Here is a 25,110-nt window from a genome sequence, read left to right on the forward strand (position 1 = left end):
AATGCGCTAAGAATTTAAAATATGCAGGGCATAAAGATGAAAAATATAGTACTAATTGGTTTTATGGGGGTTGGTAAGGGAAGTGTTGCACGAGAAGTTATTAAGCATTCCAATTATATTGCAATAGATACTGATGACCTTATTGAAAGTATGGAAAATAGAAAAATAAAAAATATTTTTGAACATGAGGGTGAGGTATACTTTAGAAAGTTAGAAAAAAATATTGCAAAATGGCTTGAAAATAGTGTGAAAAATACATTGATTTCTACGGGTGGTGGCTTTTATAAACAGAAAAATTTAAAAAAAATAGGTATAATTGTTCTTCTGGACTCTCCTTTTGATGCAATTATCAAACGAATTAAAGAGCATCCAAACGCAGCAAGAAAGTTAAAGAAGCGTCCTTTGTTGAGTGATTTGAAAAAAGCAAAAGCACTTTATGATGAAAGACGACCTGAGTATTTAAAACTTGCAGATGTTGTTATTGATGTTACAGATAAATCAGCGGAAGATTGCTCTAAAGAATTATTAAAAAAGGTAAAAAAACATGCGTAAACTTATATTGGTATTTATACTTTTAACTTCGGTAGTTATGGCTTCTGAAGTTCATTGGGCGAAAGATTTTAATAGTGGAATGAAGATGGCAAAAAAGGAGAATAAACCAGTACTGTTTATTATCTCAAGTCACTCTTGTAAATATTGTCTTTTATTAGATAGAACTACATTAAAAGATTCAAAAGTTGTTGAGTCTATTAATAAGGATTTTATAGCTATCCGTTCATGGACAGATCAGAGAGATTATATTCCTGCCGTATTAGCTCAAAACACTCCAGGCTTACCAGGTATTTGGTTCTTATTCCCTAATGGAGATCCGATGTATCAACCAATTTTAGGCTATATGAAAACAAATGCTTTTATTGGCGCTTTGGCTACTGTAAAAACAACTTTTGACAAATCTAAAAAGAGAGTAGTAAAATAATGATATTTGTAAAATCAACTGATAATGATTTTAGTGAAAAATTTAATGAATTGCTAAACCGCGGGAAGATGGATATTGCTCATGTAAGTGGGATAGTTGGAAATATTATTGATGAAATTAAAAATGATGGAAATAGTGCTTTAAAAGAGCATATATCTAAATTTGACCACTGGACGCCTGCATCAGATGAAGATCTGAAAATTACAACTGATGCAATGAGCAGAGCGTATGATAATTTAGATGAAAATTTAAAAGCATCTTTGCATTTAGCTTATGATAGAATTAAAGTATATCATGAAAAACAAAAGCCAAAATCATGGTTTGATACAGAGTCTAATGGTACTATTTTAGGACAAAAAGTTACTCCTGTTGATAGTGCTGGACTCTATATTCCTGGAGGTAAAGCAGCTTATCCATCTTCATTACTTATGAATGTTATCCCTGCTCAGGTTGCTGGTGTTGAACAAATTATTGTCTGTACGCCTACTCCCGATAATGAGCCAAATGAATTACTACTTGCTGCATGCCATTTATGTGGTGTTAGTGAAGTATATAAGGTAGGTGGTGCCTCTGCAATTGCTGCTATGGCGTATGGTACTCAAACTATTCCAAAAGTGGATGTCATTACAGGACCGGGAAATATCTTTGTAGCAACTGCAAAAAAGATGGTATTTGGTGAAGTAAATATAGATATGATAGCAGGACCTAGTGAAATAGGTGTGCTTGCTGATGATAGTGCAAATGCAAATCATTTAGCTATTGATTTGCTCTCTCAAGCAGAACATGATGAGATGGCAAGTTCGATTTTAATTACACCTTCTCAAGAGTTGGCAGATGCAGTAAAAATTGAGATAGAAAATTGGCTGCTTAAACTTCCTCGTCAGGAGATTGCAAGAAAGTCTATAGAGGAGCGTGGTGCAATTATTGTTGTTACTAATATGGATGAAGCAATAACACTAATGAATAAAATAGCACCAGAACATCTCGAAGTTGCTACTATGAACCCTTTTGAACTCTTACCATATATTAAACATGCTGGGGCAATCTTTTTAGGTCATAACACACCTGAAGCCATTGGAGATTATATCGCTGGACCAAATCATACGCTACCTACGGGAGGAACTGCTAAGTTCTACTCTCCTCTTGGCGTTGAGAACTTTATGAAAAAAAGTTCTATCATTGCGTTTAGTGCAAATGCAATTAATGAAATAGGTGAAGAGTGCGCTCTTATCGCAAATACTGAAGGTTTGACTGCACACGAACAATCTGTTCGAGTAAGATTGAAACAATAAAAATCTACTGATTACTATAAATATATAGTCTGTTTATAGTAATCATAACTTCTTTAAATATAAGTTAAATTAATCTACACATCCCATGAAAACAATCATTTCATTCTCTCTTTTTTATATAAACTTTAAGTTAAGTTAGATACTATTTAGACAGTAAAATAAGTTTTTATTATGATTGATAAGAACTTCTTTTAATAACAATAAATCGTAGTTATAAATCTTAATTAAGCTGTGATTGGCCAAAGGAGAATATATGCAATTAGGTTTCCTAGTTGATTTACATCTTTGTATGGGATGTAAAGGTTGTGAGATCGCATGTAAAGTGGAAAATGAAGTTCCACTAAGTACATGGAGACTTCGTGTCAAATATGTGGATGTGGGAGCTTTCCCTGAAACAAAGAGAACGTTTACACCTCTAAGATGTAATCACTGTGAAAATGCTCCGTGTGAGCGAATTTGTCCGGTGTCTGCTCTTCATTATATTGATAATGGAATTGTAAACATTGACAGCGAAAGATGTATTGGTTGTGCTGGTTGTGTTATGGCTTGTCCATATGGAGCAATCTATATAGATCCTGAAACGCAAACTGCTGACAAGTGTACATATTGTGCGCACCGTGTTGCTTCATCTATGATGCCAGCTTGTGTTGTTGCTTGTCCTGTTGAAGCAAATATTTTTGGTGATTTAGAAGATCCTACTTCAAATATATCTATGTATATTCAAGATCATAGAGATGTTCAGGTTCGTAAACCAGAGAAGGGAACAAATCCTCACCATTTCTATGTTGGAGCAAGTCAAGTTAATCTGAATCCTCTTGCATCAGAAAGAGTAGAGGGATTTAGCTTATTTAATAAAATAACACATCTTCCATTAGGAGGGCACCACGAATGATACATGAATCAATAGCTGCAACACAAGCAGTAGTAACTTTGGACGTACCATTACCAGACATATTTTGGGGCTGGTTTGTTACAATGAATATGTGGGCGAAAAGTATTGGTACTGGTTTAGTATTTATGCTTTTCTTATTAATGAAAAAGAATCCCGATGAGATGAAAGGTTTAAGAACTCCAACATTAATTGTTTCATTTATTATGATGAATGTTTTCTTACTCTTTACATTGGCTGATTTACACCAACCATTTAGAATGTGGCATATATTTTTCTATCCTCATTGGACTTCAGCTATTACAGTTGGTGCATGGATGGCAACAGTTTTTGTTGGACTTGAATCTCTTATGATTGTAGTAATGCTTAGAAAAGATAAATGTTTATTAACAAAAAATTCTACAGGCTTCTTTGATAAACTCCTTTTTTGGGTAACACTGCTTGCTATTCCTGTAACACTATATACTGCAGGTATTATGGCAGAAGCTACTGCTCGTGAGTTATGGCAAATGTCAACAGAATCAGTACAGATGATTTTAGCAGCAACATTAAGTGGTTCTGCGGCTATGATCTTACTTGGTGGTTCTAAACTTAGTGATAAGACAAGACAGTTTTTTGGAGCTATTTTAGGGCTTAGTGCTTTGATGGCATTTATTATCTATATGTCAGAGTATATCTTCGGTGGAATGAAATCAGAAGAAGTTATTGCTATCTTGTCAAATATAAAAGGTGATGGTGATTATGCGACTATGTTCTGGATTGGACAATGGGTAGCTTATATTTTACCTATGTTACTTGTAGCACTTGCACGTGTTAGTAATAGTAGTAATCTTTTAAATCTTGCATCGATGTTAGCAATCGTTGGTCTGTGGGTAATAAAACATGTTTGGCTTGTTATTCCACAATTATTATCGTTGAGTTAAGGAGAAAGTATAAATGTATTTACAAAGTAGAAGAACATTTTTAAAAGGTGCTGCGTTTAGCGTTGCTGGCGTAGCTATTGCAAAGGGTGTATTTACAACTGATGCTGCTGCAGAATCTGTAACGGATAGTAAGTTTACAAATACTCCTGATACACTTTCATTTTATCCTGATCAAAAAGAGTGGGATAGTTTTAAAGAGCTTGATGGAACAGATTGGAAGCGTGGTGGTATTGAACGACATGGTGTTCGTTCGGCTGAAAATCCAGATGGTATTCAAGTAAATGACTATACAATCGTTCCTACAGTTTGTTCAAACTGTGAAGCTGGTTGTGGTCTTACTGCATGGGTAAACAAGAACGATTTTGATAAGGGAGTGCTTACTGTACGTAAATATATGGGTAATCCACTTCATACCGGTTCTCGTGGTAGAAACTGTGCAAAAGGGTACGCTGTAACATCTCAGATGTATGATCCAGATCGTATTCCATTTCCAATTAAGCGTGCTCCGGGTTCTAAGCGTGGTGAAGGTAAATGGGTTCGTGTAACTTGGGATGAAGCAATGGCTGTCATTGGTAAGAAAATGCACGATACACTTGCTAAAGGTGATGAAGTTTCTAAAAAACAAATAATGTATCATGTTGGTCGTCCAAATGAAAATGGTTTTGGTCCCCGTGTTCCTCAAAGTTTAGGAATTGATGGTTACAACTCACATACAAATATCTGTTCTGCAGGTGCTCGTCAAGGTACTATTCAATGGGCAAATGATGATAGAAATTCACCAGATTGGGGAAATGCAGATCTTATTTTCTTACAATCATCTCATGCAGCAGATGCTGGTCACTACTTCCAACAATCAGCAGGTTTAATTGCTGATGCAAGAAAACGTGGTGCTAAAATGGTTGTTATTGACCCTAGAATGAGTAACTCTGCTGGTATGGCTGACCTTTGGATACCAACTTGGCCAGGAACTGAAGCAGCTCTTTATCTTTATCTTGCAAATCGTATTTTAAATGAAAAGAAAAAAGACGGTTCAGATATAGTAGATCATAAATATGTAAAAGAGTGGCTCAACTGGGATAGATTGATGGCAAATAAAGATTATCTTAAAAAGATGATTAGTTATGGCTATATCTCTAAAATGCCAAAAGATGACTCTTATGAGTCATTTATTGAGTTAGCACAAGAGCTTTATTCTCCATATACAAAAGAATTTGTTGTTAAAGAGTGTAAACTTGAAGGTATGGAGTATAAACTTGACCAACTTTGGGAACTTTTTGTTCCAGCTGGTGCTAAAATAGCTTCATATCTATGGCGTGCAGGAGCGATCGGTCACCGTGGTGGTTGGATGAATACTCGTGCAGGTTTCTTACCTCTTGCTTTTGTTGGAGCAATGCGTGGAGATATTGGTGGTGTAGGTATGCACCATTGGCATGAAATTTCTGTTGCAGGTAAAGGTGATAAAGCTACAGTAGCTGGAAAACACCCTGCAAAAACTGATGCATGGAATGAGTTGGCTTGGCCACCAGAGTATCCGATTTCAACATATGAAATGGGCTTTATGTTACCTCAGATTATGATGGATGACAACTGGCATGCAAAATGGACAAAACGTGGTCTTAAGATTCCTAAGGCTATTTCTGTATATATCCCAAGAATGCACAATCCATTATGGATTAATCCAGATGGTTTTAGATGGATGGAAGCGCTTAAACGTGAAGATAAATTTGAATTAACATTTAACTTATCTCCAACATGGTCTGAGACTAACTGGTACTGTGACTATGTACTTCCAGTTGGACTTGCCGGTGAGAGAAATGACCAACAGTCAACTCCATCGAAGCCAGAACAGCGTATTGAATTCCGTCAAGCAGTTCTTCGTGTTGCTGCTGAAAAATCTGGATGGAAACCAAAAGATCCAACTCGTGCTACACTAGAAGCACATACAAAGTTTGGTCTTGGTGAAGTTTGGGAAGAGAGTGAATTTTGGCCAAATCTAATTTTCCATTATGTAGATCCTGATGGTTCTTTAGGTATTAGAGACTACTGGGCAAGTAAAAAAGACCCATCTCGCTGTGTAACTGTACCAGAGTATTTTGATGCTGCACTTTCATTACTTCCTAGATTGAATGAAACTGCGAAGAAAATGTATAAAGGCGAAGAGTACCCTGTATATTCTTACATTAGAGATCATGGTTGTTGGACTGAAAAAACTAATGTATATAAACCTCAAGAAGAAGAACTTAAAATTGAGGGTGATTATGTTTACGCGCATGGTCATAAATATGAAAAAAATGAAGTTGAAAAAGATCAGTTTGGTGCATTATGGGTTCAAGATGGTAAATTTATGAAATCTATAGGTATTATACAAGATAAAGAAGTATTAGGCGGTTTTCATACATTAAGTAGAAAACTTGAATTCTTCTCTGAGTGGTTAACTGAATGGAAATGGCCAGAGTATGCTATTCCTATTTATCCTAGAAATAAAGCTGAAAATGATAAAATGGTGCATCTTGTAACTCAAGTTCATCATAAACATATGAAAGGTGATAATGAATTTGCATTAAATACGATATATCGTCTGCCGTACAACATTCATACTCGTTCAGTAAACTCGAAACATCTTATGGAGATTTCACAAAATCATAATCCAATTTGGATTTACACAAAAGATGCCCAAAAGCTTGGTATTAAGCGTGGTGATGCGGTGAAAGTACAAATTGAAGATACACTCTCTGGTATTCAGAGTGGTTATTTCATCGCTATGGCAGTACCTACTGAGGCTACTCGTCCAGGTGTGCTTGCGTGTTCACACCATGCTGGTCGTTGGAAACTTAAAGATGCTGTGAAAATTCCAGGATTTGAACATACATTAGGTGTAATGAGTTTAGGTTCACCAAAAGTTTCTATGACAAATGATGGTAAAATTGGAACTATGACGACTACTGAGGGTATTCATCCTCATGAAGCATGGCAGTTTAAAGAGTACAACAGAGACCTAGATGATATCTGGTGGAATGGACTAAGTGGTGCATGGCAAAATGCTGTAGCTCCTTGTCATCCAGACCCAATTGCTGGTAATCATGGTTGGCATCAAAAAGTCATTCTTTCTAAAGCTGGAAATGATGATAAAATTGGTGATATTCATGTAAATTATGAAAACAACTTTAAGGTGTATAAGGCGTGGAGAGATCAACTGACTCGTCCATTGACAGCGTCAGATAAATTACGTCGTCCTTACTTTATTAAGCGTCCGGTTAAACCAAGCCAAAAAGCTTATGAATTTAACATTAAAGATGTGTAAATTCTAGATTAAAGCCCACTTCAAGTGGTGCTTTAATATAATTTTCAAATATAGAAACTTCCCATAAAGGTACATTATTTATGAATAATGATTTAAAACAACAACAAATTGCTCGTATAAATATATATGCACTACTTTCAAGACTTACAATGAGTGAAGTTGATGAAGGCTTATTAAAATCAATAGAAGAGGATGAGAATATCTTATCTTTTTTTCCAACATATAAAACATGGAAAAAAAGAGATAAATTTGATAGAAAAGAGTTAATTGAGAGATATCTCAATGTTGATTTTACTAATCTTTTTTTACTACATCTCATTCCATATGAATCATTTTATACTCGAGAAGATCAGATGATGGAAACAGGTGGAGATAACCCTGTACAGGCAATTTTCAATGCTTTTGAATTTAAAGTAGAACTTGATAAAGCTCGTGTTATGTCAGCAGATCACATTGGAATTGAGTTAGAATTTATGTACGAACTTTGCAGAGCAGAGATGAAAGCGCTTGAAGAGAATGACATAGAGATTGCTAAACAACTTGCACAGCTTCAATATGGCTTTATGAAAGATCATATTGTAGAGTGGATGCCTATGTATCTCTTAAATGTAAAAAATGAGGCAGGAACAGCATTTTATTTTGATTTGGCTGATTTTACTTTAGAATTTATTTTAAGTGATTTTGAGTACCTTAGTGCATTAAAAGAAAAAGAGTATAAATACATAGCATGAGTTTACTAACTTTAGACATTTCAAAATGTGTACATACTTCAAACAAATTTGCTATATGTGATAAATGTGTTACAGTATGTCCCGTTGAAACTATTAAAATAGATGAAGGTGTTATCTCCTTTGTCCCAAGTGAATGTGTTGGATGTGGTGGGTGTGATGCTGTTTGTCCTACTGCTGCTTATGAGTTGGATGACTTTAAGCCTATTAATTATGTTTTTAACTTTTTAGAAAATGACTTGGATGTTATAACATGTAAAAATGAACTTCCTTGTATCGCTGCATTAAGCGTTGAAGAGTTGTTAAGTATGGCACTTATATCGCCTCAAAGTATTACTGCGGATATTGGTGCTTGTAAAGAGTGTCCTATTGCTGCAAAAAATTTACCAATTATTCAAGAGCGAGTTGAAGAGGTTAATTTTCTTTTAGAAGCGATGGAACAAAATTCTTTTATTGCTTTAAAAGAGTTGGACATTAAAGAAGAGATAGTTCAAACAGATACCCTAAGCAGAAGAAAGTTACTCTCAAAAGATGGCTTGAAAAAAGCTGTCAGTATAAAACAACAGTTTGAAAATGAAGTGGAATCAACGGATACTACATTAAAAACGCATGAAGTGACGAGTGCTGATATTGTTAAAATTAAGCAAAAAAATCTTCCAGATAGAAGAAGTTTACTGCTTATGGCGATGAAAAGAGCAGAGGTGCCTGAGACTTTTCATACTATTTCCATAGAAGATATTAGTTTTATTTCTCAAAAAGATTTAGATGAGAGCAGTTGTACGAATTGTCAGATGTGTTACAGAATTTGTCCTACTGGTGCATTAAGTTCAGATGGTAGAGGTTCTGTGATTAATTTTAATCCACTCTCTTGCGTGCAGTGTCATAGTTGTCATGATGTTTGTGAGCCAGATTCGCTAACACTAAGAAAAACTTTTGCACTCTCAAACTTTTTTGAGCCAAAGGTTGAAACTTTAGTCCGTTTTGATATAAAACGCTGTGATGAATGTGGCAATTTCTTTGCCTATCATGGTGGTGAAATGCTTTGTCGTAGATGTCAGATAGAAGAAGATGAAGCCAAAGAACTGTGGGGAATTAAATAATGAGTGAAAATATGCAAAATATTGATACAATGAATCTAAATGATGAAATCAAAATAGAGACAAAGTTATATGGTCTTATTGCAGAACATGCAAGTCCAAATCGCCTTTTTGTTTTGTTAAATAAACTTGTAAAAGCAGATAATGTAGACGCTATGATGATACCGATGAATATACGTGAAGATGATTTTTATTTTACACTTTCTAATATGAAAAAATCTCATGTAAATGGTGCTTATATTGCACAGGAGTACCAAGAAAAAGCTGTTGAACTTTTAGATGAAGCAGATGAGTTTGTTCAGGTTTATAACAAGTGTGATTTTGTACTGCGTGATGGTGAAAAACTTATAGGTACATATTTGGAAAAAAATGGTGCGCTTAGTGGTGATGCTTTAGCAAAAGAGATATACGAACAATTTATAAAATAGAGGAATAAAATTATGGATATGAAAGATTTAAATGAGTTAAGAGGTGAATTTGAGCAGATGCAGAGACAGGCTATGAACCAGTCCTGTGAAGATGATAGTTGTGATATGGATACTCCAGAAGATTACCCCGACTACTTAAGAGCTATTTATGCTGAAATTATGCCACCAGCTAAAAGTGGTATTTATTTTTCTCGCTGGGATTTAAAAAGAATGGCCCAAGGGCTTGATGAATCTTTTGCTATTGATGTAAGAGAGAGAATGTTTAAAAACTTTATGCAATGGGTTGCTACACCTGATGATTTTAGAGCTGTTATAGAGCAGTTCTCTACGAACATGGATATGAAATGTGATATGTATAAAGAGTATAGTGAAAAATACCCTGCATCAAAAGAGATTTTTGATGTTAAAATTGAAAAAGCTGAAAAGTCAAAACGCTATTTTGAAAAAGTTTATAAAGAGTTTTTTACTGAATAATTAGTAATCAACTCCGAGTAAATCCTCTTCTACATCATATTTATCTGAGTTATCTTTTTTAAAGTTTGCAAGGTAACTCGTGATATTAATAATGTCTTTTTGTGTAAGTGTTTGAGCAAAGGTAAACATTATCTCTTGCTTTTGGGTATTTGCAATTCCCTTTTTGAAGTTTTCTAATTTATCTGTTAGATATTTTTTCTTCTTATTTGCCAATTTTGGATAGTAACTACTTCCTTCTGCGTTTGTTCCATGACAGTTAGCGCAACCATTTTGAAAATAGAGATCTCTGCCCTGCTCGTATGCAGATTCGGAAGCATAGAGCAGATGAGTAGTCAGGGTGAGGCATGTGCCTAAGATGAGAAGTTTCATTAGTAAATCCTTTTATTCTTCAATTTTTCAATTATTTCTGCTTTTATTTTCTTAAAACTAATACTTTTATTCTCTTTATAAACAAGCTCTTCTAACACTCTAATCTCATCATGCATTTCTTGCAGGTCATAACTATTTGTAAGTATGGCAAGTAACTCTTTTGCTGTTTTTGCTTTTTGCAAAGCATCATGTTTTTGAAATGTAAGTTTTTTCTTTATCTTCTTTGGTGTGTTTAATGCAGTAATGTAACCACTTATAAAAATCATTAAATAGATTAAAAATTGTTTGAACCTTTCAAAGTCTATGGAAGGCTTATCTTTGGGTGACTCTTCTTTATCTAAAAGGCTAGATGTCTCTATTTTTGTAACTGTAATTATCTGCTTTGGTATTGTTAATGTATAGTATATTCCTCTTTTTGGAGAGTAGGCTTGCAGGGTAATCTTTGGTATGGTAAAGTTGTTTTTTGCACTTAATGCATAAATGTATTCTCTTTTTATCTTATATCCATCTTGTGTCAGTTTGGTATAAATGTCATTTACTTCAGAAAATACAGTTACATTTTTTATCTTTTTGATAGGATGAATATTTTTATTATCATAACCTGTGCCACTCAAAGTATAGACTATATTTGTTGATTCGTATTGGTTGATCGCACTGTTTTGTAACTTTTTTTTGAGTTTGAAATCTCCAACCAAATCTATACTTTTTGCTAGTTTTTTTACTTTTATCTGTAGGGGTTCAATTGCTACTTTTGTGTCTTTTGTTTGAATGCCAACACTGCCGTCATGGTCATCTACATAGCTTTGTGCTACTGCATTGTCACTTGCTGTGCGAATAGTAAAGTCAAAATTGAGAGCTATCTCTTTTGCTTTAAGAGGAAAAAGAAGGTAAGTAAAAACTGTATGTGAACTATGGTGATCTTTATCATCAATTTTTTTATTGAGTAAAATGATTTTAAAATCATTGCTTTTTTTAGGATGCAGTGAAAACATCATATTGTCTGTATGATTGAGTTGTGTGGCTGTAAATGTGATTACTATCGCCTCTTTCACATAAGCAGATTTTTTATTTGCCAATAATTTATATTCGGCTAAATTTTGTGCATGTGCAGATATAAAAAATAGAATGAGTGTAAAGAGTACTCTACCAAGGTTCTTTTTCATCTGTATATCCTTTGTTGATTTTTTCATAAGCTTTATATGTGAATTTATAAGCACCTTTTTGTTTCTTACTTGTGCTCTTTATAGATTTGTTTCGTTTGGTTTTCTTATTCGCTCCGCTGCCATTAGATTGGCTGTTTCCTGATCTGTTTGAACCCTTTTTACCACTACTCTTTTTTTTATTTGAGGATTTCTTAGAACTATTCTTTTTTGCTGTTTGCTGATTTTTTGGCAGCATTTTTGAGACATCTTTTGCACTTTTAAGGGGTAACTTTCTAAGCAGTGTAAGATTATAAAGTGCGTCTTTATCTTCACCTAATGCAAGCGCATATATATAGTACTTTTTAGCTCTATCATACTCTTTTAGTTTTACAGCACAGTTTCCAAGATTATAAAAGAGTTTTTGTTTGAGTTCTTTGTCTCTACTTTTTATTTGCATATAGTAACTCACTGCTTTTTTATATGCACCCTCTTTATAGTAGGATGTAGCTATGTTATAGTAACTTTTTGGTGAGGGCGAAACCTTTTTAAACGCAGTGGCAGCATTGTTATATTTATGTTCTTTATAGGATTGATTTGCACTCTTCAAATAGTGAAAATCTAGTAAATTTGCTCTACTTTGATTTGGAATGAAAAGAAATAATGGCAAGAAAACTAAAAATCTCTGCGCAATTCTTGTAATAGAAGATATATATAAAACAATAGCTATAAGCAGAGGAATATAAAAAAGTTCTTTATATGTTTTTACTTGAATCTGCTCTTTTTTTGTCTGCTGCGTTTGTAAATCACTTGAGAGTTTATCTATGTCATTGAGGCTACTTAGCTCATAGTATTTTCCACCTGTTTCATTAGATAAATCAATTAACATAGGGTTTATTCTTGAAATAACAATAGAATCATGGCTGTCTTTTATGTATTTAGTACCCTTTTTAAGTGCTGCTCCTTTTTGTGTAGCAGTAGCAACAATATAGGGAATAATGCTAGAGTTTTTAGCAATTTTTACAAGAGTCTCAATCGAGTGCTCATCGCCCCCATCACTAAATATAATAAGATTTTTTTGTTTTATAGGAAGTTTTGCTACTGTTTTAAAAAGATTTTTTAGATTGGTGCTTTTTGTGAGAATATACTTTGGATTTAATGCATCCAGTGCCATTATACTTATCTCTGTATCGGTCGTAGGAGGGGAGATAAGTAGTGTAGATGATGTAAACGCAAAGAGCGTAAATCTATCTTGGGGATGCTCTTTTATGAGTTTTTTAATAGCTAATTTTGCAAGTTTATATCGGCTGGGTTTTAAGTCTTTTGCCTGCATAGAGTAGGAAGCATCGATTGCTATTATATAATCATGTGAATTGAAGTTTTGCTCTACATAAGCATTTTCATAGGCTGGTCTTGCCATTGCAAAAAACATAAAAACCAAGCTTAGGTAGAGTAGTTTCTTTTGCTTATGAGGGTGTATCTCTTTTTTGTAAATAAGATATAGAGGAATAAGTCCAAATAAAACCCACGCATTAAGAAGTGCCATTTAAGTTCTCCTTTTTGCAAGCATATATAAAAGAAGTAAAATTGCAAATGCGAGAGGATAGGTGAAAAGCACCTTTTTGTTGAGATAGTGCTCAGAGCGTATAGCACTAGGTTCAAGCGTATTCAGCTCTTTATATACATCTTTTAATTCATCTGCGTTTGTTGCACTAAATGAGACACCATTTGTATCTTTTGCTATTTTTTCAAGGAGTTTTTTATCATACTCATTTTTTTTTCCAAGACCAATGGTGTATATTTTTACATGAAGTTTTTTTGCCCTTATTACAGCATCTTTTATTTTTGTCTCTCCACTGTTTTGATACCCATCTGTGACAAGAATAATGACCCTGTTTTTTGCATGAGATTTTTGCAGCATATCGAGTGAACGGGCGAGACCATCACCTATGGCAGTAGAACTTCCAGCCATGCCAACCTCTAAAAAATCAAGCATATAAGAGAGTGAATGCATATCATAGGTAATTGGTACGGGACTAAAAGCATAAGAACCAAAGACAACTACACCGACATTATCATCAAATCGTTTTTGCACAAAACTTTTCATAAGATTTTCTAAAATCGTGAATTTACTTGCATCGCTCTCTTTGGAAGAGTAGCCGCTTTCATTCATTGAACCGCTGGTATCTAGTGCAAAAACAAGGTCACGACCCTTACGTTGTTGTGCATCTTTGGAGTCATAAGAGACAGGAGAGGCAAGGGCAGTGACTAAAAGGGTTAAAATCAAAGAGTAAAGTAGCTTCTCTTTGTTAATCCAGCCTCCGTGTTGTCGAAAAAGTGAGGTATGGGGAAAAACTATTTTTTTAATACTTAGGGGACATTTATAGATACAAATGATAAGTGCTAAAAGTATAAACGCTGTGGGGTGTTGGAATTCAAAATTATGCAATTATCTACCTGCCCATAACATTTTAAGATAGAGTGTAAGCGTGGAGCTGTATCCAACATCACTAAATGCAAGTTTATGCTCTTTATTGTAGATAAAAGTAGTAGGAAAACCAGTGATGTGAAACTTAGAAGCAAGGGCTGCGTTTGGGTCGTTAAATACTTTGAAATTATAGTTGTGCTCTTGTAAGAAGTGACGAACTTTTGCATCATCTCCTGATTTAACGGCTATGGTCAATACTTCAAAATGTTTCGATAAAAAAACAATATTTGAAGCCTCTAATTTACATACAGGACACCAAGTAGCCCAGAAGTGAACTAAAAGGGGTTTATCTGATTTTACCTTATATACAGAGCCATCAATTAATTCAATGGAACGAATATTAAGTGGTGTATGTGTCAAACTCTGACTTTTGTAGAGACTCATTATATTTGTCATAATTGTTACTGTTACAATTAAGAATATTATCTCTTTTGCATAATGCATAATCTTTTTCATATCCTTAGATTAACACTTCTGTAATAATAAACTGATAAAATAGCTAAAAACAAAGGAAAAAAAGTGCTAAAACTCCTATTTATATCATTATCAATATTTTTACTCTCTGGATGTGCAACTTTACAGAATACTCCACAAGTTAAAAAGAGCGTGAAAAGTGTAAAGAATGTAAAAAGTGTAAAAAAGGTAAAAAAGGTAAAAAGTGTAAAGAAGGTAAAAGTAAAACAACATCAGATGTTCCAAACTGTAGCCAAAAAAGATGCAATTTTATTACAAAAGGGCAAAGCAAAAGAGCATTGTGCTGTTTGTGGAATGAATTTAGTGATGTTTTATAAAACAAATCATGCAGCAACAGATAGTAATGGTACCGTACGTCAATATTGCTCACTACACTGCTTAACCAACGATTTACGCCATGGCGCTGAACTACAAAACCCTAAAGTTGTTGATGTCTCATCGTTAAAATTTATTCCTGTGCAAGAAGCATACTATGTGGTAGGAAGTAAAAAGCATGGTACTATGAGCCATGTAAGCAAGTATGCTTTTAAATCGCTAGCAGATGCGAAAAAATTTCAAGCAAAAAACGGTGGAGATATAGTGGACTTTTATTCTGCTTGGCAGCTTGCAAAAAAGGATTTCAAGTAATTTAAACTCAATTTTTAGGAGATAAAAATGCAGGAAAATAGTTCAAAAGTTTATCTTATAGGAAGTGGTATAGCCGCATTAGCTAGTGCTGTATATTTAGAAAAAGATACTGGTGTTTTAGGAAAGAACATCTATATCTTGGAAAAAGACAATATTGCTGGTGGTGCTTGTGATGGCTCTGGAAATGAAGAAGATGGCTTTTTAGTCCGTGGTGGAAGAATGCACGAAGCTCACTATGAGTGTTACTGGGATTTACTCTCAAATATTCCCTCTCTTGAAGATGAAACAGTTTCAGTCAAAGAGGAGTCTTTCGCTTTTAATAAAAAGTATGTCTCAAATGCAAAGGCAAGACTCCTTAAAGATGCCAAAAAAGTTGATCTATCCTCTTATGGACTCTCTTTTAAAGAGCAGGCAAAACTTGTGGAACTTACTTTTGTACCTGAAATTACTTTAAATAATCTACGTATAGAAGATTGGTTTGATCAAGAGTTTTTTGATACAAACTACTGGTATATCTGGTCAACTATGTTTGCATTTCAAAAATGGAGTTCGGTCGCAGAGATGCGGCGTTATATGAAACGTTTTATACATCTTGTCGATGGACTTTATAAAATTGGTGGAATACTAAGAACAAAGTACAATCAGTATGACTCTGTTATTCGACCTCTACGTAGATACCTTGAAGCTAGAGGTGTGCATTTTGAAATGGGAAGAGAGGTTGTAGATATTGACTTTAATTTATCAGCAGATAAGCATACGGCAACAGTAATTCATCTTAAAAATGGAGATGAGATAGTGTTAGCTAAAGATGATTATGTCTTTATTACTAATGGTTCAATTACAGAGAGTACAGATGTTGGTTCATGGAGTGAAGTACCAAAACTTAAAGGTGTTGATGAGTCTGGTTCGTGGAAGTTATGGAAAAGGTTAGCTAAAAAACATGAGATTTTTGGAAATCCCAGCCCTTTTTGTGATAATGTTGATTTACAAAAATGGTACTCATTTACGGTAACTCTCAAAGATTCTACTTTTCATGATTATATGCAAGATTTTACCGGAAATGTTGATGGCACGGGTGGTTTGGTTACTATGACAGATTCAAATTGGCTTATGTCTATAGTTATTGCCCATCAGCCACATTTTCCAAATCAGAGTGATAGTGTGAAAATATTTTGGGGTTATGCACTCTATCCAGATAGAAAAGGGAACTATGTCAATAAAACTATGTCAGAGTGTAATGGAGAGGAGATTTTAGAAGAGCTCTATTATCATCTTAAAATTCAAGAGATGATGCAGCCAATTACAAAGGCAGGTAAAATTAATTGTCTTCCTGTTTCTATGCCTTTTATCGATAGTCTTTTTATGCCTAGAAAACTTGGTGATAGACCTGATGTCATTCCAAAAGGTGCTACAAATTTTGCATTTTTAGGACAGTTTGCTGAGGTAGAAAAAGATTGTGTTTTTACGGTTGAGTACTCTGTGAGAACAGCACAAATGGCAGTTTATGGACATTTTGATACTGATAAAGAGGTAATACCAGTGTATGACTCTATTCATAATCCAAAATATTTAATAGCAGCTATGAAAGCCTTAAGTAGATAGATAAATTATAAGGGGAGGGTGGAGATAGAGTGTATTACTCTATCTCTGCATCGATAACATCGTCGTCATCTTTTTTCTTTGTAGCATCTGCAGAACCAGCAGCTTCACCGCCTTGTTCTTGTTTGTACATTTGCTCAGCCATTTTGTGGCTTGCTTCAGTTAATGCTTTTACTTTCTCTTCGATTTGCTCTTTTGTAGCATTTTCATCTTTGAGAACTTCTTTTAAGTCATTAATAGCAGCTTCAATTTTCGCTTTTTCATCAGCTTCAAGTTTATCACCCATCTCTGTCATAGATTTCTCAGTTTGAGCAATAAGTGCATCTGCTTGGTTTTTAAGCTCTACAAGCGCTTTGCGTTTCTCATCTTCAGCTTTGTGTGCTTCAGCATCTTGAACCATTTTGTTAATCTCTTCTTCACTTAGTCCTGAAGATCCAGAGATTGTAATTTTTTGCTCTTTACCTGTACCTTTGTCTTGTGCAGATACAGTTAAGATACCATTTGCATCGATGTCGAATGTAACTTCAATTTGAGGCACACCACGTGGTGCAGCTGGGATGTCTGTAAGTTCAAAAAGACCTAAAGATTTGTTGTCTTTTGCGAACTCTCTTTCACCTTGTACAACGTTAATACTAACGGCTGGTTGATTGTCTTCTGCTGTTGAGAAAACTTGAGATTTTTTTACAGGAATTGTTGTTCCTTTCTCAATTACTTTCGTTGCGACACCACCGAGAGTTTCAATTCCAAGTGAAAGTGGAGTAACATCAAGTAAAAGAACATCTTTTACATCACCACGTAAAACACCACCTTGAATAGCTGCACCAGCTGCAACAACTTCATCAGGATTTACACTTTTATTTAACTCTTTTCCACCAAAGTACTCTGATACTTTTGATTGAACAACAGGAACACGAGTTGAACCACCAACCATAATAATTTCTTTGATGTCACCCTTATTAAGGTCTGCATCTTTCATTGCAGTATCAATGTGACTCATAGTTTCAGCTACAAGAGAATCAATCATACCCTCAAATTTAGCACGAGTAAGTTTTACAACTAAATGTTGTGGTCCTGCTTCTGTCATAGTGATAAATGGCAAGTTAATTTCAGTTTCAGTTGCACTTGAAAGCTCTTTTTTAGCATTTTCAGCAGCATCTTTTAGACGTTGTAGTGCCATTTTATCATTTTTAAGATCAATTCCATGACTTCCTTTGAACTCTTCAGCTAACCAGTCAACGATTTTATTATCAAAATCATCTCCACCTAAGAATGCATTACCATCAGTTGAAAGAACTTCAAATGTACCATCAGAAATTTCAAGTGTTGTAACATCAAATGTTCCACCACCAAGGTCATATACAAGTACATTCTCTTCACTTTTGTTTTCAAGTCCATAAGCTAATGCAGATGCAGTAGGCTCATTGATAATACGAAGAACATTAAGACCAGCAATAGTACCAGCGTCTTTTGTTGCTTTTCTTTGTGAATCATTGAAGTATGCTGGAACTGTAATAACAGCGTCAGTAACTTTAGAACCTAAATAACTCTCAGCATCTTCTTTTAGTTTTGTAAGAATTTTTGCTGAAATTTCTTGAGGAGTATATACTTTTCCTGCAACATCAACAGCAGCCATACCATCTTTATCAACAATTTTGTATGTTACTTTGTCTTGTGCAAGTTTTGCATTCTCTTCATTCATCATAAGACCCATAATTCTCTTAACTGATGAAATTGTTTTTGCAGGGTTTGTAATAGCTTGACGTTTTGCAGGATCACCTACTAAAACTTCGCCTTTATCTGTAAACGCAACTACTGATGGAGTTGTATTTTTACCTTCCGCATTTGGGATGATTTTCGCTTCACCACCTTCATAAACTGCTACACATGAGTTTGTTGTTCCTAAATCTATTCCTATTACTTTGCTCATTTTATTATCCTTTAATTTAAGTTTCTTATTTATATATATTTATTTTTAAAACAGTGAAAGTATATACTGTATTAAAAATTAGTTTTGCAACTTATGTTGCATTGTTGCGAATTAATTTGCAACAACCACCATTGCTTCACGAAGTGGTCTATTTTTGTATTTATAACCGCGTTGGAAAGTTTGGACAATCTCTCCACTCTTGATTTCATCATGATCTACACTTTGTACAGCATTATGAATATTTGGATCAAATGGTTCATCATGAGATACCATGGTTACTCCATGTTTTTCAAGTGCAGTTGTAAATTGTTTTAAAGTAAGTTCAATACCCTCTTTAAGTTTTTCAATAAGCTCTTGGGGCTCTGCATCTGCATTTGCAGATTGTAGTGCCATTTCAAGTGAATCCACTACGGGAATCATATCTTTTGCAAATTTTTCATTTGCATATTCAACTGCTGTGTATTTTTCACGCTCTAATCTCTTTTTGATATTATCAAAATCAGCATGAACACGCGCATATTTATCTTTTAACTCTGTTAATTCTTTGTTTAAAAGTTCAAATTCATCTTCTGGAGTAGTCTCTGTTTGAGTCTCTTCCTCGGATGCGTTAGAGTTTTCAATATCTTCATTTTCTTGAAGATTTTCGTTTTCTATATTTTTATCAGACATAATATTCTCTTGCTCCTTTTTTGGTAAGATAAGCGTATTATACATATTGAGTGTAACAATGTCAAGTAGTAGTTAATAAATATTGATTAATCTAGTTGAGCCTATCTATATCAAGTGTAATTTAATTGTAAATTTAAAAAGAATATGAAGTATATTTTTGTATCATTATGTAATAATAGTCAGATACTTAGTTGGAGAGTACATATGAAAATAATATCATGGTTAGTAGGAATTATAGTAGCAATAGTGTTTATAGTATATGTAGTAGCGTTTACAACGCTCGGAAACAGTACCATTAAACCCCTTATTCAAACAGAAATACAAAAGCAGCTTCATTTGCCCTCAAAATTGGAGACTTTTTATCTTCGTATGGATAAATTTGAAATCAATCTTTTGCTAAATAAAAACAATAGTGTCCATTTAGAAGGAACATATTCCCTTTTTGCACAATCTTTTGATGTGAAATATAATCTGAAATTAGAGCAACTGCAAACACTTAAGAGCCTAACTAAAACGCAACTTTTAGGTGCATTTCGCACAAATGGAACCGTAAAAGGTAATATGAAACTTATAAATATTGATGGAAAAAGTGATGTGGCAAGAAGTGATACAAATTATCATATTGTTTTAACTGATTTGAATCCAACCTCCATTATTGCTAAAATTGACTCTGCTGATTTAGAATCTCTTTTATATATGGTAAATCAAAAAGAGTATGCAAAAGCAAAAATTGATTTGAATGTGAATTTTAAAAATATTACACCACATAAACTTGATGGAAATATTGAACTCATTACAAGAGATGGGCTACTTAACTCTAAGGTAATGAAAAAAGATTTTAACATTACTATTCCTAGGACTGCGTTTAGTATGAATCTTGGAGCGGTATTAAAAGGTGATAGTGTTGGCTACAAATATCTTTTAAATTCTAATTTGGCAAAAATAAGCTCTGCAGGAGATGTAGTTCCTCAACCATTAAAACTCAATCTTAATTACAAAGTAAATGTAAAAGAGTTGGCTCTGCTTAAACCAATAACAGGAGCAGATGTAAGAGGTGCGCTGCGTTTAGATGGAGATGTAAAAGGATCTAAAGAGAAAATGAGCATCACAGGTAAAACTGATTTAGCAAGTTCAAATACGACTTTTAAAGCTATTTTAGAAAATTTTGCTCCAAAAAGCATCAAAGCAAATGTAGTTGGATTAAAACTGCAAAAATTACTCTATATGATAAAACAGCCTCACTATGCAGATGCGCTATTTGATATGCAGGTAGATATTTCAAACGCAGATATGAAAAACCTTCAAGGAAATGTCAATACAGAGATTAAAAAAGGTCTGCTTGATTCTAGATATCTTACAAAAGCGTATAAATTCACTTCACAAATGCCAAAGACTGCGTTTAGTGCAAAAACAGAGACAACACTTAATAAAAATATTATAGATACAAAAGTAAACTTCTTTTCAACACTTGCAGATCTGAATGTGAAAAAAGCCCGTTTCAATATGAAAGACGCTTCTATAAATAGTGACTATACGGTAAAAATTAGTGACTTAAACAGACTCTACTTTGTAACTGATCGTCATTTAAAAGGTGGTTTAGTCGCTAATGGTGAACTGAAAAAAGCCAAAGACTTAGATTTTACAGCGCATTCAAATATTGCAGGTGGAAAGCTTTATGCTAAGCTCCATAACGATGATTTTCATGCAGATTTAAATTCTTTAAAAACTTTGGATATTTTAGATATCCTAATTTATCCTAAGATTTTCAAAGCTTCTCTTGATGCAGATTTGGATTATAATCTTGCAAAATCAAAAGGAAAACTATCAGGATTTTTAACTCATGGAACATTTACAAAAAATAAAGTGCTTGACTTGGTAAAACAATATGCGCATATAAATATGTATGTACAAAAATTTAAAGGTGATGTAAACGCAGACATTAACAAAGAACACATAATCGCTAATCTTGATTTACGTTCAAATACATCATCCATTAAAACAACAAATACAAAGCTTAATACTTTAACGCAAAAAATCAACTCTAAAATTGATATAATAGCAAATAAAAATCCACTCACAATTACCCTCAAAGGAGATATTAAATCTCCAAAAGTTGGAATTGATGCAAACAAGCTTATAGAAAAAGAAGCAACAAAAGCACTGCAAAAAGAGGCTAAAAAATACATGGATAAAAAAGGAACAAAGGAGTTGCAAAAAGCAGCGAATCAGCTACTGAAGGGACTGTTTTAGTCCCTTTGTAAATAATGTTTTAAACAGAATATTAAAAGAGATACACTATAAAGTATTTGGCTTTTTATTGTGTTTTTATCATCATTTACACACTTATACTTACATCACAAAGTGTTAAGCAAAAGGCTACCTCTTTCTCTCTTTTTTCTAAAGTCTTTATTGCTTCACGAAGGGTTGTTCCTGTTGTGATGATGTCATCTACTAGAAGTACATTTGGATTTTTGAAGTTTTTTAGATGAAAATTTCGAGGGTTTTGCTCTCTAAAGGCTCTTGTTTTTCCTGAGTATGAAATGGTGCTTTGTGCTCTTAGTTTGTTGTGTAGGGGCATGATGTTGTAGCTTTTAAGTGCATGGTTTAAAATGGCAGTGTGCGAATAGCCGCCCTTGGGATTGTCATCAACTGCAATGCTCACATATTTCTCTTTTGTATGAAACTCTTCGGCAAATTTTTTGAAACTTAGGTTGGCTAAAATATTGTAAACATAAAATCCAATGTCCGTGTGTTTTGTGAAGAGGAGCTCTTTGATTTCGCTATATTTGTAAAAAGAGATGACGGTAATATTATTTGGAAGTTTGCGTTTGTAGATGGAGGGTGTAAGAAAATTTGTTTGACAATCTTTGCATATATGTGTAAGAGAGTATTTCTCACACAATATGCATTTCATAGCTGCGTTTACTTAGTCCATTTTAAGTACAGACATAAATGCCTCTTGAGGAAGTTGTACTTTTCCTATGGACTTCATTCGTTTTTTCCCTGCTTTTTGTTTCTCTAAAAGCTTGCGTTTACGAGTAATGTCCCCACCGTAACATTTTGCAGTAACATTTTTCCCCATACTTTTAACAGTTTCACGAGCAATGACTTGATTGCCAAGTGATGCTTGTACCGCAACTTCAAAGAGTTGACGAGGTATGAGCTCTTTCATATTTTTAACAAGTGCGCGACCGCGAGAAAGTGCAGATGTACGAGGTACAATGACACTAAGTGCATCCACTACTTCACCTGTAATTTTTATATCAAGCTTTACAAGGTCACCTGCTTTAAATGTTGTTGGTTCATAATCAAAAGAAGCATACCCTTTTGAGATAGACTTGAGTGTATCATAAAAATCAATGACAATTTCATTCATTGGTATCTCATACTCAAGCATAACACGCTCTTCATTGAGGTAGGTCATTTTATTTTGAATACCGCGTTTAGATATAAGCAGATTCATAATATTTCCAAGATATTCACTCGGTGTAATGACAGTTGCTTTTACATAAGGCTCTTCAATACGGTCAATGTGATTTACCTCTGGAAGTTCTGATGGATTTTGTACAGTGACTAAATCTCCATTGGTGAGATATACATGATAGACAACAGATGGTGCAGTAGCAATCAAATCAAGTCCAAACTCACGCTCAAGTCTCTCTTTGATGACCTCCATGTGAAGCATCCCTAAAAAGCCGACACGAAATCCAAATCCAAGTGCTACAGAAGTCTCTGGCTCATAAGAGAGAGAAGAGTCATTGAGCTTGAGTTTATCTAATGCATCTCTTAAATCTTCAAATTTATCAGTATCTATTGGGTAAAGACCGGCAAATACAAAAGGTTTTGCAGGCTCATAATCTCCAACAGCCTCAGCAGTTGGATTTTTAGCATCTGTCACAGTATCGCCTACATTGACAACACTTACCTCTTTAAGACCAAGAACAACAATGCCAATTTCACCACTTTTAATAGTGTTTGTTTTGAGCTTTTTAATAGGATGTGGATACATTAAATCAAGAACTTGATGCTCCTCACCATTACTCATAAGTTTAATGGTTTGATTTTTCTTTATTGAACCATCAAAGACGCGAACAAGTGCTAGTGCGCCAAGATACTGATCAAACCATGAGTCATAAATAATGGCTTTTGTAGGGGCATTAGGGTCTCCAACCGGAGCAGGGACTCTCTCAACGATGGCATCTACAAGCTCATGTATGCCTACACCTGTTTTTGCAGATACTAAAATAGCATCTGTGGCATCAATTCCAATGCTTGTCTCAATCTCTTCTGCTACTTTATCTGGATCAGCCGCAGGAAGGTCTATTTTGTTTATAACTGGAATGAGTTCAAGGTCATTGTCAAGTGCAAGGTAAACATTGGCAATAGTCTGTGCTTCAACACCTTGTGCAGCATCAACTATAAGGAGTGCCCCATCACTTGAAGCTAGAGATTTACTCACTTCATAAGAAAAATCAACATGACCTGGAGTGTCTATAAGGTTTAAAACATAATGCTCTCCATCTTTGACATAGTCAAGCCGTACACTCTGTGCTTTAATGGTGATACCACGCTCTTGCTCAATATCCATCGTATCCATCATTTGTGAACTCATCTCGCGTTCAGTTACAGAACCACACTCTTGAATAATTCTATCGGCAAGAGTGCTTTTGCCATGGTCAATATGAGCAATGATAGAAAAGTTTCTTATATTTTTTAAGGGCATTATTTTCCTAACTTACGAAATATTTTTAATTACATAAAAAGTGAATTAACACTTTCATTATGATACACTCTACGGATTACTTCAGCAAAAAGTGGTGCAACAGTTAAAACTTTAATGTTTTTATGCTCTTTTGTTACTAAAGTATTTGTAATGATGAGCTCATCTAGTTCACCTTTGTCAAGGTTTTCATATGCTTTTCCACTAAGAACACCATGCGTAGCACATGCCATAACAGAAGTAGCACCTTTGTTTTTAAGTGCAGTTGCTGCTTTTACCATAGTACCGGCAGTATCAACCATATCATCTATCATAATGACATCATATCCCTCAACATCACCGATGATGCCCATTACTTCACTTTCATTTGCTTTTTCACGGCGTTTATCAACTATAACCATCTCTAAACCCATGCGTTTTGCAAAGTATCTGGCACGCGCAACACCACCAATATCTGGTGAAGCTATCATTGGATTTTTAAGGTTTTTACTTTTGATGTATTGCTCAAATGTTACAGAGCCATAAAGATTGTCAACAGGAATGTCAAAGAAACCTTGAATTTGACCAGCGTGAAGATCTATGGTAACGACTCTGTCAATACCTGCAGTCTCATAAAGATTTGCAACAAGTTTTGCTGTAATCGGTACACGAGGAGCAGCTTTTCTATCTTGTCTTGCATATCCATAGTAAGGTACAACTGCTGTAATACTCGAAGCAGATGAACGCTTCAACGCATCTGTCATAATAAGCAGTTCCATAAGATTGTCATTTGAGGGAGCACCTGTTGACTGAACTATAAACACATCACGACCACGAACACTTTCAGCAATTTGTACTGAAATCTCACCATCACTAAATTTTTTTACATCCGCTTTTGCTAACGGCACATCTAAAAGAGTACAAATCTCTTTTGCAAACTCAACACTTGCTGAACCAGCAAAAATTTTATATCCACGCATCACGATTCCTTCTTGGAAAAATTAATACGCC

23 protein-coding genes are annotated in these 25,110 nt (G+C 34.4%); 13 read left to right on the forward strand and 10 right to left on the reverse strand.

Translation table 11 applies throughout. From position 1 onward, the window contains the following. Positions 1 to 36 precede the first annotated feature (36 nt). From MV589_RS09450 to MV589_RS09495, 10 genes are all read left to right on the forward strand, one after another. On the forward strand, positions 37 to 552 hold the full coding sequence (locus MV589_RS09450) for a shikimate kinase (protein WP_297434246.1): 516 nt from the start codon (positions 37 to 39) through the stop codon (positions 550 to 552). After that, positions 545 to 976 (forward strand): thioredoxin family protein, encoded by a 432-nt coding sequence (locus MV589_RS09455; RefSeq protein ID WP_297434248.1) that lies wholly within the window; start codon positions 545 to 547, stop codon positions 974 to 976. The genes MV589_RS09450 and MV589_RS09455 overlap by 8 nt, the downstream gene beginning before the upstream one ends. Continuing rightward, positions 976 to 2,268: a histidinol dehydrogenase gene (gene hisD / locus MV589_RS09460; RefSeq protein WP_297434251.1), complete on the forward strand. Its 1,293-nt coding sequence runs from the start codon at positions 976 to 978 to the stop codon at positions 2,266 to 2,268. The genes MV589_RS09455 and hisD overlap by 1 nt, the downstream gene beginning before the upstream one ends. Positions 2,269 to 2,521: 253 nt before the next feature. After that, positions 2,522 to 3,160, forward strand: coding sequence for a 4Fe-4S dicluster domain-containing protein (locus MV589_RS09465; protein ID WP_297434253.1), 639 nt, complete (start codon positions 2,522 to 2,524; stop codon positions 3,158 to 3,160). Then, the gene (gene nrfD / locus MV589_RS09470) at positions 3,157 to 4,080 is read left to right on the forward strand and encodes an NrfD/PsrC family molybdoenzyme membrane anchor subunit (RefSeq protein ID WP_297434255.1); all 924 of its coding nucleotides are present in this window, start codon (positions 3,157 to 3,159) and stop codon (positions 4,078 to 4,080) included. Before MV589_RS09465 ends, nrfD begins: the two co-directional genes overlap by 4 nt. A 13-nt stretch (positions 4,081 to 4,093) precedes the next feature. Next, positions 4,094 to 7,381, forward strand: coding sequence for a molybdopterin-dependent oxidoreductase (locus tag MV589_RS09475; RefSeq protein ID WP_297434257.1), 3,288 nt, complete (start codon positions 4,094 to 4,096; stop codon positions 7,379 to 7,381). An 80-nt stretch (positions 7,382 to 7,461) separates the two neighbouring features. Continuing rightward, positions 7,462 to 8,112: a TorD/DmsD family molecular chaperone gene (locus MV589_RS09480; protein WP_297434258.1), complete on the forward strand. Its 651-nt coding sequence runs from the start codon at positions 7,462 to 7,464 to the stop codon at positions 8,110 to 8,112. After that, positions 8,109 to 9,209 carry a 4Fe-4S dicluster domain-containing protein gene (locus MV589_RS09485; RefSeq protein ID WP_297434260.1) on the forward strand — a complete coding sequence of 367 codons (1,101 nt, stop codon included), beginning with the start codon at positions 8,109 to 8,111 and terminating at the stop codon, positions 9,207 to 9,209. The genes MV589_RS09480 and MV589_RS09485 overlap by 4 nt, the downstream gene beginning before the upstream one ends. After that, positions 9,209 to 9,634 carry an RNA-binding protein gene (locus tag MV589_RS09490; RefSeq protein WP_297434262.1) on the forward strand — a complete coding sequence of 142 codons (426 nt, stop codon included), beginning with the start codon at positions 9,209 to 9,211 and terminating at the stop codon, positions 9,632 to 9,634. Before MV589_RS09485 ends, MV589_RS09490 begins: the two co-directional genes overlap by 1 nt. Before the next feature lie 12 nt (positions 9,635 to 9,646). Further along, the gene (locus MV589_RS09495) at positions 9,647 to 10,108 is read left to right on the forward strand and encodes a hypothetical protein (protein WP_297434264.1); all 462 of its coding nucleotides are present in this window, start codon (positions 9,647 to 9,649) and stop codon (positions 10,106 to 10,108) included. Here MV589_RS09495 and MV589_RS09500 read toward each other — a convergent pair whose 3' ends face one another. Genes MV589_RS09500 through MV589_RS09520 form a run of 5 tightly spaced genes read right to left on the reverse strand, consistent with a single transcriptional unit; the run spans position 10,109 to position 14,560 of the window. Next, positions 10,109 to 10,477 carry a c-type cytochrome gene (locus MV589_RS09500; protein WP_297434266.1) on the reverse strand — a complete coding sequence of 123 codons (369 nt, stop codon included), beginning with the start codon at positions 10,475 to 10,477 and terminating at the stop codon, positions 10,109 to 10,111. Continuing rightward, on the reverse strand, positions 10,477 to 11,640 hold the full coding sequence (locus MV589_RS09505; RefSeq protein WP_297434268.1) for a hypothetical protein: 1,164 nt from the start codon (positions 11,638 to 11,640) through the stop codon (positions 10,477 to 10,479). The genes MV589_RS09500 and MV589_RS09505 overlap by 1 nt, the downstream gene beginning before the upstream one ends. Next, positions 11,621 to 13,162, reverse strand: a complete 1,542-nt coding sequence (locus tag MV589_RS09510) for a vWA domain-containing protein (protein ID WP_297434270.1) — start codon at positions 13,160 to 13,162, stop codon at positions 11,621 to 11,623. The genes MV589_RS09505 and MV589_RS09510 overlap by 20 nt, the downstream gene beginning before the upstream one ends. After that, the gene (locus MV589_RS09515; RefSeq protein WP_297434272.1) at positions 13,163 to 14,065 is read right to left on the reverse strand and encodes a vWA domain-containing protein; all 903 of its coding nucleotides are present in this window, start codon (positions 14,063 to 14,065) and stop codon (positions 13,163 to 13,165) included. Next, on the reverse strand, positions 14,066 to 14,560 hold the full coding sequence (locus MV589_RS09520; protein WP_297434274.1) for a redoxin domain-containing protein: 495 nt from the start codon (positions 14,558 to 14,560) through the stop codon (positions 14,066 to 14,068). It abuts the gene before it with no gap. A 63-nt stretch (positions 14,561 to 14,623) separates the two neighbouring features. On the opposite strand from MV589_RS09520, the gene MV589_RS09525 reads away from it, so the two are divergent. Together MV589_RS09525 and MV589_RS09530 are read left to right on the forward strand one after the other, a co-directional pair. Continuing rightward, positions 14,624 to 15,205, forward strand: coding sequence for a nitrous oxide reductase accessory protein NosL (locus MV589_RS09525; protein WP_297434276.1), 582 nt, complete (start codon positions 14,624 to 14,626; stop codon positions 15,203 to 15,205). Positions 15,206 to 15,232: 27 nt separating this feature from the next. Continuing rightward, positions 15,233 to 16,807, forward strand: a complete 1,575-nt coding sequence (locus MV589_RS09530) for an oleate hydratase (RefSeq protein ID WP_297434278.1) — start codon at positions 15,233 to 15,235, stop codon at positions 16,805 to 16,807. Between the two features lie 34 nt (positions 16,808 to 16,841). Here MV589_RS09530 and dnaK read toward each other — a convergent pair whose 3' ends face one another. Further along, entirely contained in the window at positions 16,842 to 18,731 is a 1,890-nt protein-coding gene (gene dnaK / locus MV589_RS09535) for a molecular chaperone DnaK (RefSeq protein ID WP_297434280.1), read from the reverse strand. A gap of 111 nt (positions 18,732 to 18,842) precedes the next feature. Beyond that, positions 18,843 to 19,445, reverse strand: coding sequence for a nucleotide exchange factor GrpE (grpE, locus tag MV589_RS09540; RefSeq protein WP_297434282.1), 603 nt, complete (start codon positions 19,443 to 19,445; stop codon positions 18,843 to 18,845). Positions 19,446 to 19,604: 159 nt separating this feature from the next. On the opposite strand from grpE, the gene MV589_RS09545 reads away from it, so the two are divergent. Next, complete coding sequence (locus MV589_RS09545) at positions 19,605 to 21,650, forward strand: hypothetical protein (RefSeq protein WP_297434284.1); 2,046 nt, start codon at positions 19,605 to 19,607, stop codon at positions 21,648 to 21,650. 85 nt (positions 21,651 to 21,735) lie between these two features. On the opposite strand, the gene MV589_RS09550 is transcribed toward MV589_RS09545, so the two are convergent. Genes MV589_RS09550 through MV589_RS09560 form a run of 3 tightly spaced genes read right to left on the reverse strand, consistent with a single transcriptional unit; the run spans position 21,736 to position 25,079 of the window. Next, positions 21,736 to 22,314 carry a ComF family protein gene (locus MV589_RS09550; protein WP_297434285.1) on the reverse strand — a complete coding sequence of 193 codons (579 nt, stop codon included), beginning with the start codon at positions 22,312 to 22,314 and terminating at the stop codon, positions 21,736 to 21,738. A gap of 12 nt (positions 22,315 to 22,326) precedes the next feature. Next, positions 22,327 to 24,123: a translation elongation factor 4 gene (lepA, locus tag MV589_RS09555; protein ID WP_297434287.1), complete on the reverse strand. Its 1,797-nt coding sequence runs from the start codon at positions 24,121 to 24,123 to the stop codon at positions 22,327 to 22,329. Between the two features lie 29 nt (positions 24,124 to 24,152). Beyond that, a complete protein-coding gene (locus MV589_RS09560) occupies positions 24,153 to 25,079 on the reverse strand; it encodes a ribose-phosphate pyrophosphokinase (RefSeq protein ID WP_297434289.1) in 927 nt (308 codons plus the stop codon). Positions 25,080 to 25,110: the final 31 nt, after the last annotated feature.

The sequence above is a fragment of the Sulfurimonas sp. genome (genome assembly GCF_026991475.1).
GTDB lineage: Bacteria > Campylobacterota > Campylobacteria > Campylobacterales > Sulfurimonadaceae > Sulfurimonas.